Source organism: Candidatus Saccharimonadia bacterium (assembly GCA_035544015.1).
Classification (GTDB): Bacteria; Patescibacteriota; Saccharimonadia; order UBA4664; family UBA4664; genus UBA5169.
In genome coordinates this window covers 403,640-418,002 of the sequence record DATKIP010000093.1, presented here as the reverse complement: position 1 = coordinate 418,002, position 14,363 = coordinate 403,640, and the positions used below count along the sequence as shown (strand labels likewise).

Below are 14,363 nucleotides of genomic sequence, written 5' to 3'. Positions count from 1 at the left end.
CTGCGGTAATAACTGTTGTTGGACTATCCGGCTGCACACCGGTATGATTTTTGGTGACGGCATTTTTGTTTCCTCCAGAAACGTTTTGCCGTCATTTTTGCGTCTAAATGATGGTTATGTCAAAAGTGAGGGTGGGTCAGGCGGTAAATATTGACATATTGACATATTTATGTTAACCTTCTTTAACGCTCGTGATTGTGCATTAACGGAGGAGACCGCCTGTGGTCAGCTTGTCTAACTTTGCTACGAAAATTTATCGTTTTGCTGCTGCCGCGTTGGTGGCGGCCTCTTTGGTGGCGCCGGGGGTGGCGGCTGCGGCCGAGCCTCGGGACAATAATGCCAACTCGATTATGTGGGGTGGTTGCTATACCAAGACCGAGTGTCTGAGTAAGATCCATAATGGTGACGGCCACAACTCGGCGACCAACCTCCAACAAATTTACTTTCGCGAAAATCGCGGCATCACGGAGGCGAATTTTAATTCGTCCGATACGGTGGATGGCGTGGTGTTTAAGGACGGTCACGTTGAGGTGGGCGGTAAAACTGTAGGCACGAACGGTGTGAGCGTGGGGCGCCACCAAATGGCTGGTGCGGTCAAAAGCGGCAGTGTGTGGCAGACGCCGAACTCAACGAGCTTTTTGTCCGACTCGATTCCGGCGTTTGTGAACATGCAGGGCGGTACGCTCCACTATCTGATCATCAAGTCGTGCGGTAACACAGGTAACGCCCGGCCAGTGCCCACGCCCACGCCTAAGCCGACTCCGAAGCCCACCCCCAAACCTACGCCTAAGCCAACGCCGAGCCCGGTGCAGTCGTTTGCCTGCGTGGAGCTCAAGCCGAGCCAGCCGAATGCGCAGGCTCAGCCGGGCACGTTCCGGTTTACGGTTACGTCGTCGATTAAGAACGTGACATTGACGGGTTTCCGATTTAGCGCCCACCAAGAGGGGAGCAGCGCGGCGACCGACGTACACGATACCGATGCGGCGACCAACTTTGCTGATTACACCTTTGGTTCTGGAACGTGGGATGTGAGTGCCCAGGTGAAGACAAGCGCAGGGATTACGCAGATCAGCGCGGTTTGCAGCGCCAAGGCGGTGGTGAGCCAGGGGACCCCGACCCCCACACCGACGCCCACGCCTCCGGGCCACGTGCTTGGCGCGACGCTCCCGTCGACGGGTCCGGAAGCGGCCTTGGGCGGCGTGGCGGGCTTGACGGCTATTGGTTACGCCTCGCGGGCCTACTTGCGGTCGCGCAAGTCGCTGCTGAGCGCTCTGCGCTCCAACCGTACCAACAAGTCGTAATAGTCGCCACATAGCGGGGCCTCGGCCCCGGAACGTGTAATTGACGCCCTTAGCGCGGCTGCCGCGCAAGGTTAAAAGCTCCATCTTCGGGTGGAGCTTTTGCGTGCGCTTCGAGGTTCCTGGCTCCTGCGGTGATGCCGCCTCCTGGCTCCTGCGGCGACAAGCCTCTCCTTGCTTCGCGAACTCGACCTTCGTTGGTATTACTCTGCGTAGTGTTGTCTGGCGCTGTGCGGCGGAGAGGCTTGTCGCCTCCGGAGCGCGGAGCGCCGCGAATCTGGGTGTGGATAACCTGCTACTAGACAGTGGGTAGAAGTGGGGATTATACTGTTGCCAGTGGGTTGCAGTGGGTAGCACAGCACCGCGGTAGGAATCACAACGTGGACTTCTTCGAACGAAAACTTGACGACAAGAACCGTCTGACGATTCCGTCAGAGTTGCGTCACGAATTCGAAGGCGGTCGGGTGGTGATCACCAAGGGTTTTGCTAAATACCTGCATCTGTACACTGAAAAAGTTTGGAACGAAGATATGGAAGCGGCGCTCAAAGGCGATATTCTCGACGAGCGCACGGCCGATCTTAACGTTCAATTTCGCAGCGGTAAGACGGCTTCGGGCATGGATGCCAAGCAGGGTCGGATTACCTTAGAGCAGCATCTTCTGGAATACGCCGGAATAGGCAAGGAGGTGGTGGCGGTGCGAGCCGGTAAATACTGGCGCATATCCGCGAAGCCCTAACCAATACTAGATTTTTATCCAAAAACGAACCTTCAAAAACCAATACAAACATTTTAAAGGCAGCTATTCGGCAGTCAGCACGACGGCCCTTAGGCTCCCGTTTCCCAAACTCAGCCTCGAACCTCCGATCGTAAACTCCACCTCACAACACACTCTTTTAGGAATTATCACATTTGCTGATAATTCCTTACCACACGGTAGAATCCGCTTCGGCCGATTCTACCAACTCCACTCTTCGTCCGCTAGAGTCAAAACAGCGGATCAAAAAACAAAAACGCTCAAACAAACAGCTGGCTGCTGAATAGGTGACCTTGAAAATGAATACTCCCATGAACCAATCCGAAGTGAACCAGCCGGTGCTTCACCAACCAGTACTGCTTCGCCAGGTCATTGAGGTGCTCGACCCCCAACCGGGGGAGACGTACCTCGACGGCACGGCAGGATACGGCGGCCATGCGGCGCCGATTTTGGCGTTGCTGGGACTAACCGGCCAGGCATTTTTGGTAGACCGGGATGCGAATGCTACCCAGGCGTTGGCGCGGCGGTTTGGCGAGGGGGCGGTCGTGATTCACGCCGATTTTCTGGAAGCAGCCGACCGGTTGCTCGAGGAGGGCAGGCTGGTGGATATGATCTTGCTCGATCTGGGAGTATCGTCACCACAACTTGACAATGCGGGAAGAGGATTTAGTTTTAAGGCCGACGCGCCGCTTGATATGCGCATGGACCGGTCGCAGTCGTATACGGCGGCGGATGTGGTCAATCGCATGAGCGAGCGGGAGCTGGAGCGGATCATCCGGACCTACGGTGAAGAGCCCAAAGCCCGGGCGGTGGCGCGAGCCCTGGTGGCGGCGCGGCCGTTTGCGACCACGGGTGAGCTCGCCAAGGTGGTGCGGTCGGCGGCGCTCAAAGGCGACATCGATGCGGCCACCCGGACGTTCCAGGCGATTCGCATTGAGGTCAATGGCGAGCTTGATCTTTTGCAAGCAGCGCTACCGAAGCTCACAAAACTCTTGAGCTCTGGCGGGAGGCTTGTTATAATAAGCTTCCACTCGTTGGAAGACCGCATTGTAAAACAGTTCTTTGAATACGAATCTCGAGATTGTATCTGCCCCCCAAAGCAGCCCGTGTGTACGTGTGATCACGTGGCGGGCCTGCGAAAAATTACCGTCAAACCAATCGTCTCGGATTCCGATGAAATTGCTATCAATCCGCGCGCACGGAGTGCAAAGCTCCGGGCCGCCGAAAAAATAAACAAAAACAAAAGGAGGGACTAAATGTCCATCAAAGTACAGGGAGTTTCACGCAAAGTGAACATCACCAAGCGGATTCGCGTTAAGAAATAACGCTTTCGTTTCTTGGCTGCGCGCGGTCTAAAAAATCAGGCTGCGCGCAGCCACCCTTTAACACTGTTTGCACCCAATCAAAATCGTCCCCAAAAAACACCAAAAATCAAAAACCAAGAGGAGTCTGGCGCCATGACCACCGCCACGATTACGGCGCGCCGTAATCAAAATTTGTATCGCCAGCCGGCCAGCATTGTACTGGGGCCGACTTCGGCGACGTTCGTTGTCATTGCACTCATTAGTGTGTTGGCATTGCTGTATTTGCATCAGATAACCAAGACGGGTACCCTGGGTCTCCAGGTGTCGGATTTGAGCGCTGCTCGCGACAAGGTGATGGCCCAGCGCCAGGAGCTGAGTGTCGAAGCGGCGCGCCTGCAATCGATTCAGGCCACCAAGAATTCGGCGACGGCCGCGGCAATGGTGCCGACCGGCCAAGTCTCGTATGCCACCAAGTAGGCAGCTATGCACGTTCCATCATTTATCATAATGGCGGCACTGGCTGGGCGGTCGTGCGCTTTGTGTTGGGCCGGCTCGGTAGATGCGTGGCGGGTGCGGCGGGTGCATAATCATGAGGGAATGCAAAAGGTAGCATAATGGGCTTTACGAACGACGCCATCGCGCAACGCCGCCGGATCAGCACCTTTACGGTGCTGCTGGTTTTGTTGGGTGTGGCGCTCGCGTCGCGGTTGATGTACCTGCAGGTGGTGCAGCATGGGCGCTATTTGGTGCAGGCGTCTAATGAACATACGCGAAAATACGAGGTACCGGCCCGGCGCGGTGAGTTGTTTGTGCACGATGGTGACGCGATGTCGCCGGTGGCGCTCAATCAGACGCTGACGCTCGTGTATGCTGATCCGCGCTATGTGACCGACAAAGCGGCCGCGGCGGTGAAGCTGGCGGCGGTGCTCGGTGGTCAATCGGAGATGTATCTGCGCAAGCTTAATACCGGCATTGAGTACGCGGTGTTGGCGGAGCGGGTGCCCTCAGATGTGGCGGCCAAGGTTAAGGCGCTTAAGTTGGTTGGGATTGGTATGGCTGACCGTGACTACCGGAGCTACCCTGAGGGGCAGTTGGCGGCGCAGGCGTTGGGGTTTGTGAATGCCGACGGCGAGGGCCAGTATGGGATTGAGGGCTATCTTGATGACGCACTGGCGGGGAAGCCGGGTCAACTAGCGGCCAAGACCGATACTCATGGCATCCCCATCGCGACGGCAGATAATGTAGTGAAGCCGGCAGTGGACGGGGCGAGCTATGTGCTGACGATCGACCGCAACATTCAGGCGATGGCGGAGCAGGAATTGGCGGCGCAGATTCAGAAGGTGAAGGCCAAGTCGGGTAGCATTGTGGTGATGGATCCGAGCAATGGAGCGGTGCGGGCGATGGCAAACTTTCCGAGTTTTGACCCTAATAGCTACAGCAAGGTAACCGACTTTAGCGTGTTTGTGAATCAGGTGGTATCGAGTCAGTTTGAGCCGGGATCGGGGCTGAAAGCTTTTACGATGGCGGCGGGGCTGGATCAATCGAAGGTGCGGCCTGATACGACCTACGATGACCCGGGCCAGATCAAGGTAGGCGACCGTACTATTAGCAACGCCGACGGGGATAAGCCCGGCAAAAACAAAACCATGACGATGGTACTGCGCGATTCTCTCAACACCGGCGTGGTATTTGTGCTGCGTATGCTGGGCGGCGATCCCAACAAGATTACCTTGGCAGGCAAGAAGGTTTTGTATGATTACTTCACGAAGCATTTTGGGTTTGGGGAGCGCACGGGGATTGAGCAATCGAGCGAGGCGGCCGGCTCGGTGCTCGGGCCAACGACCAACGATGTGACCTACGCCAATATGACGTTTGGCCAGGGCGTGAGTGTGACGATGATCCAGATGGTGGCGGCGATGGCGGCGATTGCCAATGGCGGGCATCTGTATCAGCCGCGACTGGTCGACGGTACGCTGGGGGCCGATGGTACGGTGGCGCCCAAGCCGGCTAAGTTGCTGATCGATCATGTGCTTGGCCCGCAGACGATTACTGATCTGAATGCGATGCTGCAAGTAGTGGTGCAGCATGGCTCGGGCTACCTGGCCGGCGGGATGAATCCAGGGTACAAAATTGCCGGCAAGACCGGTACTGCCCAGATTCCGCGGCCGGATGGGCAGGGCTATATCGACGGCGCCAATATTGGTTCGTTTGTGGGCTTTGCACCGGCCGACAACCCGAAGTTTGTGGTGATGGTGCGCATCAATGAGCCGGGCGTTCCGGGATTTGCGGAAACTACCACGGTGCCAGTATTTGGTGATGTGTGCCGGTGGTTGTTTAAGTACTACGGGATTCCGCCGTCATCGTGACGGGTTGGCTCGAAAGTCCCTGACTTCAGATATGCTACACTAATATTGAACTAAAATAAGCGAAAAAAATGTCATTTTTACCAACGATAAATTTCATTCATGCCCAGGAAGTTACGTCGTTGTCAAGAATTGGGATTTTGGCATTTGGATCGTTTGTATTGTCGATGGCGCTGACGCCGGTTTACACCCGGCTAGCCTTTAAGTATAAGTTTTGGAAACAGCAGCGGACCGAGGCGGTGACGGGCGAAAAAGCGCCGGTGTATGCCAAATTGCATGCTGCCAAGCACAAAGGCAACATCCCGACCATGGGCGGCGTGGTGACGATTGTGGCGATTGCGCTCGTTACGCTGCTGCTTAATTTTTCGCGCAGCCAGACGTGGCTGCCGTTGTTTGTGCTGGTGGCGGCGGGGCTTGTGGGCCTCTTTGATGACTACCTCAATATTCGGGCTAGCGGCACGAAGCTGGGGGTAGCGGGGATGCGCGCGACGATAAAGTTTAGCCTGATCTTTGGCTTGGCGCTCGTGGGCGGGCTGTATTTTTACTACAAGCTTGGCTACAACATGATTCATCTGCCGGCGGTGGGGGACTTTAGTATCGGTTGGCTCTATATTCCGTTGTTTATCGTGCTGGTGGTGTCGACGGCCAACGCGGTGAATATCACCGATGGCCTCGATGGGCTCTCGGGTGGATTGTTGTCGACGGCGTACGGTGTGTATGCCGTGATTGCATATTTTCAGGGTAGCTACGGGATAGCGGGGTTTTGTGCAACGGTGGTGGGCGCGCTGCTGACGTTTACGTGGTTTAATATCTATCCGGCGCGGTTTTTTATGGGTGATTCGGGAGCGTTTGCTTTGGGTACGGCGCTAGGCGTGATCGTGATGCTCACGAATACGGTGGTGGTGTTTCCGATTATTGCGGCGGTGTTTGTGATGGAGGCGGGGTCGAGCGTAGTGCAGATTTTGTCTAAAAAATTTCGGGGCAAGAAGGTGTTTGTGTCGGCGCCGCTGCATCACCATTTGGAGGCGATTGGATGGCCGGAAACCAAGGTGACCATGCGGTTGTGGGTGATTGGCCAGGTGGTGGGTGCCCTGGGCCTGGTGTTGGCGCTGCTGGGGAATAAAGTGTCGTGAGCGCGATAGGAGGGTCACCGGCCGTTCGGGCGCATCATATTGATTATGTGATTGCGTTGGTTGTTACGGTGCTGTTGGCCGGCGGGCTCATCATGATGTACTCGATTAGCCCTATATTGAGCCATAAATTGCTGGGCAATACCAACCAAAACTATTACTTTGTCAATCAAATTCGCTACGTGCTGCTCGGGCTCGTGGGGTGGATCGTGGCCACGGCTATTCCGTATCCGGTGTGGCGGCGGTGGGCGCCCAAGCTGCTGCTCGTGGCCGGGGTGGCGGTGGCGGCGCTGCTCGTGCCGGGGCTGTCGCAGAGCTCGCATGGGGCCACGCGGTGGATTCAGCTGGGGCCCGTGTCGGTGCAGCCGGCCGAGCTGCTTAAGCTGGCGCTCATTTTGTACTTAGCGGTGTGGTTTGAGCGACGGCAGCAGGATATTCGGTCGTGGTGGGACGGGGTGGTGCCATTTTGCATTATGATCGGGGCGGCTTGTTTTGTGATTGTGATTCTGCAGCGCGATATGGGAACGATGATGGTGCTGCTGCTGGCGGCGTTGGGGATGTTCTATGCGGCGGGTATGCGGCTGAATCATCTGGGTACGGTGCTGGCGGGCGGGGCGGTGGCGGGCGGGGCGGCTATTGCGCTGTTTCCGCATCGCGTGGAGCGGTTGGTGACGTTCTTGAACCCGCGGTGCGACGATCCCAAGTTTGCGCTCGACAGCTCGCTACACGTCTGCCAGGCCCTGCTGGGCGTGGGTTCGGGCGGGCTGATTGGGTTGGGTTTGGGGCATAGCATTCAGGTGTATGGCTATCTGCCCGAGGCGGCCAACGATTCGATTTTTGCGATTATTGCCGAGGAGTTTGGGCTGATTGGGTCGATCGCGGTGGTGGGACTTTTCGGGCTACTCGTGTATCGTGGACTGCGGGTGGCTCGGGCGGCGCCGGATGTTTTTGCTCGCCTGGTGGCTACTGGTATTTCATTGTGGCTGCTGTTTCAGTCGATTATTAATATCGGTGCGATGCTGTCGCTGGTACCGCTTACGGGCATTCCGCTGCCGTTTATATCGTATGGCGGAACGAGCCTGGTGGTGTCGCTGTTTGCGGCTGGGATCCTTTTGAACATTTCTAAGTACACCGTAAGAGAGGTAAGCGATGCGAGTAGTCGTGAGCGGCGGGGGATCAGCCGGCCACATTTTGCCGACACTGGCAACCAGCGACGCGTTAAAGTCGCTCGATAGCGCTCTCGACCTGCTCTACGTGGGTCAGGCAGGCGGTATGGAGGCCAAGATTGTGGCGGCGGCGGGTTTGGCGTTTGCGCCGATCGCGGCGGGCAAATTTCGGCGCAATCATTTTGATTCGGGGATGGCCAAAATCTTCAACGTGGCGACGCTGGGGCCGAATGCGCGTGACAGCCTCAAGACTGTGCAGGGAGTGGGGCAATCGCTGCGGATTTTGCGGAGTTTTAAGCCGGATGTGGTGTTCTTGAAGGGCGGGTTTGTGTGCCTGCCGGTGGGGATCGCGGCCAAGATGCTGGGCATTCCGTTTGTGATTCACGAATCAGACGCGACGCCCGGGCTGACCAACCGGGTGCTGAGCCGGTGGGCTACCAAAATTGCGGTGGGTTTTCCGGCCAAGAGCTACCGGCTGTTTGAGCCAGCCAAGGTGGTGTACGTAGGCAATCCGGTGCGGTCGGATATTGCGGGGGTGCACCGGCTGGAGGGCATCGCGCACTTCAAATTGACGGAATCGTTGCCCGTGGTGCTGGTGACGGGTGGTTCGCAGGGAGCGGCGCAGATCAACAACGTGGTCCTGGCGGCTCTGCCGGAATTGCTGGCCAAGTACCAACTTATTCACCAAGCCGGCGAGGGTGAAATTGGACGGATTAATTTTGAATTGAGCCGGCGGCGCAAAGAGCCGCATATGGACCGGTATCATCCTTATGGTTTTCTGATGGCAGATATGGGGTTGGCGCTGGCGGCGGCAGACCTCGTGATCGGCCGAGCGGGGGTAAATACGATCAATGATTCGGCAGCGCTGGGTAAGCCAACGATTTTGATTCCGAATTATGAGATGGCGGGGCACCAGGTGGAGAATGCGCGGGTTTTGAGCCGGCAAGGGGCGGTGCGAGTGCTTGATGGGGCGCGCTTGACGGCCGGTGGTTTGGTGGCAGAGATTGATCACATTTTGGGCGATGAAGCCGAGCAGACGCGGCTGTCGGCGGCGATCGGCGCGTTTTCGCGGCCCACGGCGGCGGCGGATTTGGCTCGGTTGGTTTTGCAGGTGGGGCAGCAGGTTGGCTCGAGCAAACAAAAACCGAACACGGAGTCTCGGGCATGAATGAGCGACGGGTGAGGGTATCAGGGCGGCAGGTGTATGGCCGGGCGGCGCCGTTGGCTCGGCCGTCGCGCAGGAGGGGAGTGAAGCCGCCGGGGCTGGGCCCATTGCAGCGGCGACTCCTGGTGCTGCTGGGGCTAGTGATCGCGGCCGGGTGGGGGATAGGGCAGTTGTTTGCGCTGACCGTCGTGAAGGTGGAAGCGCCGGTGCGCAAGGCTGAAATTGAATCTGAGGTGCGCAAACTGGTGGCGAGTAGGTGGCAGTGGGGGAACCTGCTGACGTTTGACGATGGGGCCTTCGTGTCAAAATTACAACAAGATGATCCGTTGCTGCGGAGTGTGTCGGTGCGGCGGCGCTGGCTGCATACGATCGTGGTGACGGCGACGCTGAAGCAGCCAAGCCTCGGCTGGAGTACGGGTAATCAGACCTATGTGCTCGATCGTGACGGTACGGTGATTGGTACGGTCGTCGGTGCGCCGGCTTTCCCGGTGGTGTACGACGGCAGCAACTTGCCGGTGCAGGTGGGCCAAAAAGCGGTGTCGGCGCACTTCGTGGCGTTTGCCGGGCAGGTGGTGCCGGCGTTGGCGGCGACGGGGATACAGGTAGCGCGGCTTGATATTAAGGATACGACGCTGGATCTGGCGGCGACGACGAACAAGGGGTATCGCTTGTTGTTTGATACGGGGAGGGAGGTACCTGAGGAGCTGGCCGATCTGCAGGCGGTGCAGCGGCTGCTGGTGGCCCAGAAGCGTACTCCGGCGGAATACATTGACCTGCGCATCGCGGGCAAAGCGTACTATAAATGATGTTTCCACTCCCCTAGTTTAAGTTCGGTTTTTGTATGTGCCTGTTTGGGTGGTTTTTGCACGGGGGTAAACGAGTGAGAGCGAAAGAAGATTCCCCTTTCGTTGGGGGGTAGAAAAACGCAAAAAGTTTGAAAAATTGAAGATCTGATTTTGACGGTGATTTTTGCTCTAAAATGGCGTTTTAGCTGGTTCGCGCCGTAAAATATACATTGTGCGACGTAATCTCATTTCGATTGAAGATGACACGTAGTACCGGTTTCTTGGCTTGGTGTCGGTCAAATCTTCTGGTGAAGGGTTGTGCGGGACTCTAACTCCTTCCCGTTTGCGACTTAGGCTGTTCTGGTTTGTGGGGTGGTGGATTAGCGCAAATTGATGGGTTGGCCGGGCTCCAGGCTGCCTGCGGGGGGCTGGGCGGGCGGCGGCGCGGGTGGGGCGGCTGTAATGGGCGCGGCGGCCTGGTGGATCGCCGGCTCGCGTCGCTCGGCGGGACGGTAGGGGACATCCTGGCTGACGGGTCGGCTGCTGAGTCCCCCGCCGCCTCCTCCGCCACCGCTGGGCCGGTTTCCGCCGCGGTTGTCGTGGCGTGGCGGTTCGGTTCGGCGCGCACTCCCCTGCTCCCCTGTCCGCGGGCTGCCGGGTGGCGGGGTGGGATTCTTGAGGGCGTTGAGAAGATCTTTGTTCGGTTTTTGATCGGGAGCGCCGACAGCCCGGTTGCCTTCGTCGTGTCCCCCGGCGGTACGAGTCCGGATGTCGGCTTCCACGACGGCGCGCGCCGAGGCGAGTCGGTCGCGGGTCATCTGGATGATGGTGGGCGTGAGGTCGTTTTCGGGATCGGGCATGCGCAGGGTGGCGGCGGAAAACGGTGGGGCTTTTTCGCCGTCGATGATCATGGAGATGAAGATATTTTGGTTGTGGAGCTTGGTGAGGTCGATAGCTTCGAAGACGGGCTCGAAGTATTTGCCGAGCACGGTGGAGTCGCTGGGACCGATGCGGAAGCTCACCATGGTGCCGACGTTGCCGAAGACGGCGTCGCGCACGACCTCGGGCATTTGGGACACGTATTGGTTGGCGACGGTGAGATTGAGGCCGTACTTGCGCGCCTCGGAGAGGATGACGGCGAACGAGTCGGTGGCGAAGTTTTGGAACTCATCGACGTAGAGGTAAAACGGCCGGCGGTCTTCGAGCGGCATGTCGGCGCGGGACATGGCGGCCAGCTGGATTTTGGTGACCATGAGCGCGCCCAGAATGGCGGCGTTGTCTTCACCGACCTGACCGCGGCTGAGGTTTACGAGCAGGATTTTGCCTTCATCCATAATTTGCCGGATGTTGAAGGCGCTCTTTTTTTGACCGATGATGTTGCGCACGAGGGGGTTGGCTACGAACGCGCCGACCTTATTGAGTACCGGAGCGACGGCTTCGGAGGCGAATTTTTCGTTCCAGGAGGCAAATTCTGTGACCCAGAAGCTTTTCACGACCGGGTCTTGGACGCTGCGGATGACTTCTTTGCGGAAGTCTTTCTCATTGAGCATGCGGGGAATGTCGAGCATGGTGGAGTCGGGGTGGTCGAGGAGGGCCAGGATGGTGTAGCGCAAGATGTATTCGAGCCGTGGTCCCCAGCTCTCAAACATGCGCTTGAGTACACCCACGAGTTCGGAGCTGATGTGGTCTTTCATGGCGGGGTCGGTGATTTCCATGGGGTTGAAGGCCATGGGAAATTCGCGGTCGGCCGGGTTGAGGTAGATGACGTCGTTGAGACGGTGTTCGGGGATGTACTTCATGATGTCGGTGGCGTAGTCGCCGTGCGGGTCGACGATGGCAAAGCCGACGTCGTGGTAGATGTCGGACAGCGTGAGGAGCTGTAGCAGAAACGACTTTCCTGCCCCGGTTTGGCCAATGATGTACATGTGCCGGCCGCGGTCTTTGCGCTTGATGCCGAATTTGAGGTGACGGCCGCGGAAGTTGGTGAGGCCAAACAGGCTCAGATCGCCGGCTTCGCCAATGCCTTCGACCGGGATGTTTGAGGGTGGTTCGCTGGTTTTGGCGGTGGTCCAGACCATATTGGGCGTCTCGACGGATTTGTGGGGCAAGTGGTAGAGCGAAGCGAGTTCCTCGATGTTGAGGATATAGCCGGTGTCGAAAAACAGCCGGGCTTGGTAATCGCCGATGAACTCGGGTGAGTTGTACATCCTGGCGTTGGTGAAGCCGTTGAGGTTGGTGGTGTTGAATTGCTTGAAGCCGCCCACGATGGCCTGGAGGCGCTGGCGAGCCGAGGCGTCGTCGGGACCAAGGTAGGCGATGCGGATTTTGACCTCGTAGCCGAGCTTGGTGATTTTTTCTTCGACCGCCTTGATGACGGCTTGTTGGCCGGTGCCGAGCTCGACTTTGCCGGGAGCGGCTTTTTCTTTGGAGCTGGGGGGCGCAAACAGTGCGCCAAAGAAATTGCTGACGATATAGGACGGGAGCTCGAGGAGGCTATTTTTGAATAGTGAGCCGAGGCCGCCCTTGGCCCCGCCGGCTTTGACGTTTTCGACGTAGGATTTGCCCTGATCTTGCCAGGCGTCGTCGACGGGGCGGGCTAGAATTTGAATCCACACCTCCTCCCCCGTTTGCTCGAGTTTGGCGAGCACGCCCGTGATGCCGGCCAGCGGGTCGACCTCGAATGAGGCGAAGGTTTTGATGGGCAGATGGGTATCTTTGGTGAGGCCGAGCTCGGTGCCGTAGATGGTACGGCCGGCGATATCGGCCGCGGCGTAGTCTTGGGGGCCTTCTTTGATCTGCACCGTGGGATATTGGGCGTAGATCTGGCTTTCGACAAAATCTTTGAGATGGCGAGGGGTCCAGACATAGAATTGGATCGAGTTGCGCCGGGCGACGATCTCGAACGAAACATGCTCCTGGACGGAGCCTTCACGGGTTAGTTCGGATTTGGGGCGCAAAATGCCATGGAGTGAGGCGAACATCTGCTCGGCTGAGAGCTCTTTTTTCTCGTTGTCTTTGGGGACCTCCACGAGCAAGAGGATGTTTTCGGTGGTGTTGATCCACTTGGTTTTGCGGCGGTTTTGCAGCAACAGATAGCCCAGGATCGCGACCACCACGACCCAACCGTAGAAATGAAACAGCACCAGGCCGATAATCTGAAAAATGGCCGTGATGGGGCTTAGGAGTGTAGAAATGTTCATGCCTAGCAGGTACCCTCCCCCCAAGTTTACGCCACTGGGACGGTCGGTACTAGTCTAGTCGTTGAGCTTGTAGGTGGCTTTGGCGGTGCGCTGGAACTGGTCTTTTTCTTGCAGGTTGAGGATGATGGTGGTGGTTTTGACCTGGCGTTTGAGTAAGACGCGGCGCACGATTTCGTCTTTGTGGAGCGGCTGCTCTTCGCGCAAGACGCTGGCGATGATTTCGGCGACGGTGCCGGGGGTGTAGCCCCATTCGGCGAGCGCGTAAATACCGCGGCCGATGAGAATGAATCGGACGTCTTTGATGAGCTCGTTGTGCACGGCTTGGATGGTGACGTTGCGCTTGGTGGCGCCGAGGCCGCGGACGTGCTTGGCGATCTCCGAGAAGTGCAGCGGCCGGCCGTGGCGCGACAGCACCAGGTAGGTTTTGTCGCGGATGCTCTTGGGGTTGACCTCGGGCCAGGTGATGAGGCCCCATTTGCCGTCGAAGTAGGCTAGGCGCTTGGAGATGCGCATGAGCTGCTCGAGGGTGCGGCTATCGAGCTCGGAAGGGAGTTTGATCTTGAGCTTGGCAAGCGTGATCGGTTTGGCGTGGTCTTTGACGGTTTTGGCGATTTCGGTGAGCAACTGGTTGACTTGCGACGGCGAATAGATACCGGCGAGGCCGGCGGCTTGACGGGTATCGTCGTTGTCTTCGATGAGGTCAACGCTGGGCGACAGGAGGGCTAGAAAAACGAGATATGGTACGTCGGTTTCGGGGGCGCCGAGCATTTCGGCAACGTCGGCGGTGGGCACGATTCCGCCCTGATCGGCGGTGATGGCGCGCAAGAGTTCGCTACCCGTGGCGATTTCGGCGGCGTCGCTGGTGCGCATTTTGGCAATGGCGGCTTTCTCGATCTGGCGGACGCGTTCGCGGGTGATCTCGAAGTCGCTGCCGATTTTCTCGAGCGTTTGGCGGCGCGCCAAACCAAAGCCAAACCGGCGGGCAATGATTTGCCGGTCACGGTCGCGCCGGAGTTCCTTGAGGATTTGCTCAACGGCCGATTTGTAATCGTAGGTGATATTCGATTTGGTGGTAACGGAATTTGTCATCGTCTGAAATTATAAAACATATAATATGTCGCGTCAATAGCTACGGCAATATTTATGTTTGGGCCTGTTTCGTCTCAATTTGATTATAATACTATAACATTTTTTTCT

General features: G+C 57.6%; 11 protein-coding genes. 9 read left to right on the top strand and 2 right to left on the bottom strand.

The features are described 5' to 3' along the window. The first annotated feature begins 221 nt into the window (after positions 1-221). The 9 genes from VMT30_08650 to VMT30_08610 all read left to right on the top strand — a co-directional run bounded on the left by VMT30_08650 (position 222) and on the right by VMT30_08610 (position 9,987). A complete protein-coding gene (locus VMT30_08650) occupies positions 222-1,301 on the top strand; it encodes a hypothetical protein (protein HVQ44996.1) in 1,080 nt (359 codons plus the stop codon). Between the two features lie 377 nt (positions 1,302-1,678). Continuing rightward, a complete protein-coding gene (locus VMT30_08645; GenBank protein HVQ44995.1) occupies positions 1,679-2,035 on the top strand; it encodes a cell division/cell wall cluster transcriptional repressor MraZ in 357 nt (118 codons plus the stop codon). A 329-nt stretch (positions 2,036-2,364) separates the two neighbouring features. Next, positions 2,365-3,309: a 16S rRNA (cytosine(1402)-N(4))-methyltransferase RsmH gene (rsmH, locus tag VMT30_08640; protein ID HVQ44994.1), complete on the top strand. Its 945-nt coding sequence runs from the start codon at positions 2,365-2,367 to the stop codon at positions 3,307-3,309. Between the two features lie 201 nt (positions 3,310-3,510). Beyond that, entirely contained in the window at positions 3,511-3,834 is a 324-nt protein-coding gene (locus VMT30_08635) for a hypothetical protein (protein HVQ44993.1), read from the top strand. Between the two features lie 137 nt (positions 3,835-3,971). Then, positions 3,972-5,723: a penicillin-binding protein 2 gene (locus tag VMT30_08630; GenBank protein HVQ44992.1), complete on the top strand. Its 1,752-nt coding sequence runs from the start codon at positions 3,972-3,974 to the stop codon at positions 5,721-5,723. Between the two features lie 68 nt (positions 5,724-5,791). After that, the gene (mraY, locus tag VMT30_08625; protein ID HVQ44991.1) at positions 5,792-6,853 is read left to right on the top strand and encodes a phospho-N-acetylmuramoyl-pentapeptide-transferase; all 1,062 of its coding nucleotides are present in this window, start codon (positions 5,792-5,794) and stop codon (positions 6,851-6,853) included. Next, a complete protein-coding gene (gene ftsW / locus VMT30_08620; protein HVQ44990.1) occupies positions 6,850-8,085 on the top strand; it encodes a putative lipid II flippase FtsW in 1,236 nt (411 codons plus the stop codon). The genes mraY and ftsW overlap by 4 nt, the downstream gene beginning before the upstream one ends. Beyond that, a complete protein-coding gene (locus tag VMT30_08615) occupies positions 8,042-9,184 on the top strand; it encodes a UDP-N-acetylglucosamine--N-acetylmuramyl-(pentapeptide) pyrophosphoryl-undecaprenol N-acetylglucosamine transferase (protein ID HVQ44989.1) in 1,143 nt (380 codons plus the stop codon). Before ftsW ends, VMT30_08615 begins: the two co-directional genes overlap by 44 nt. Beyond that, positions 9,181-9,987, top strand: coding sequence for a cell division protein FtsQ/DivIB (locus VMT30_08610; GenBank protein ID HVQ44988.1), 807 nt, complete (start codon positions 9,181-9,183; stop codon positions 9,985-9,987). Before VMT30_08615 ends, VMT30_08610 begins: the two co-directional genes overlap by 4 nt. Before the next feature lie 359 nt (positions 9,988-10,346). Here VMT30_08610 and VMT30_08605 read toward each other — a convergent pair whose 3' ends face one another. Continuing rightward, entirely contained in the window at positions 10,347-13,166 is a 2,820-nt protein-coding gene (locus tag VMT30_08605) for a type IV secretion system DNA-binding domain-containing protein (GenBank protein HVQ44987.1), read from the bottom strand. A gap of 54 nt (positions 13,167-13,220) precedes the next feature. After that, on the bottom strand, positions 13,221-14,255 hold the full coding sequence (locus VMT30_08600; GenBank protein HVQ44986.1) for a sigma factor-like helix-turn-helix DNA-binding protein: 1,035 nt from the start codon (positions 14,253-14,255) through the stop codon (positions 13,221-13,223). Positions 14,256-14,363 lie beyond the last annotated feature (108 nt).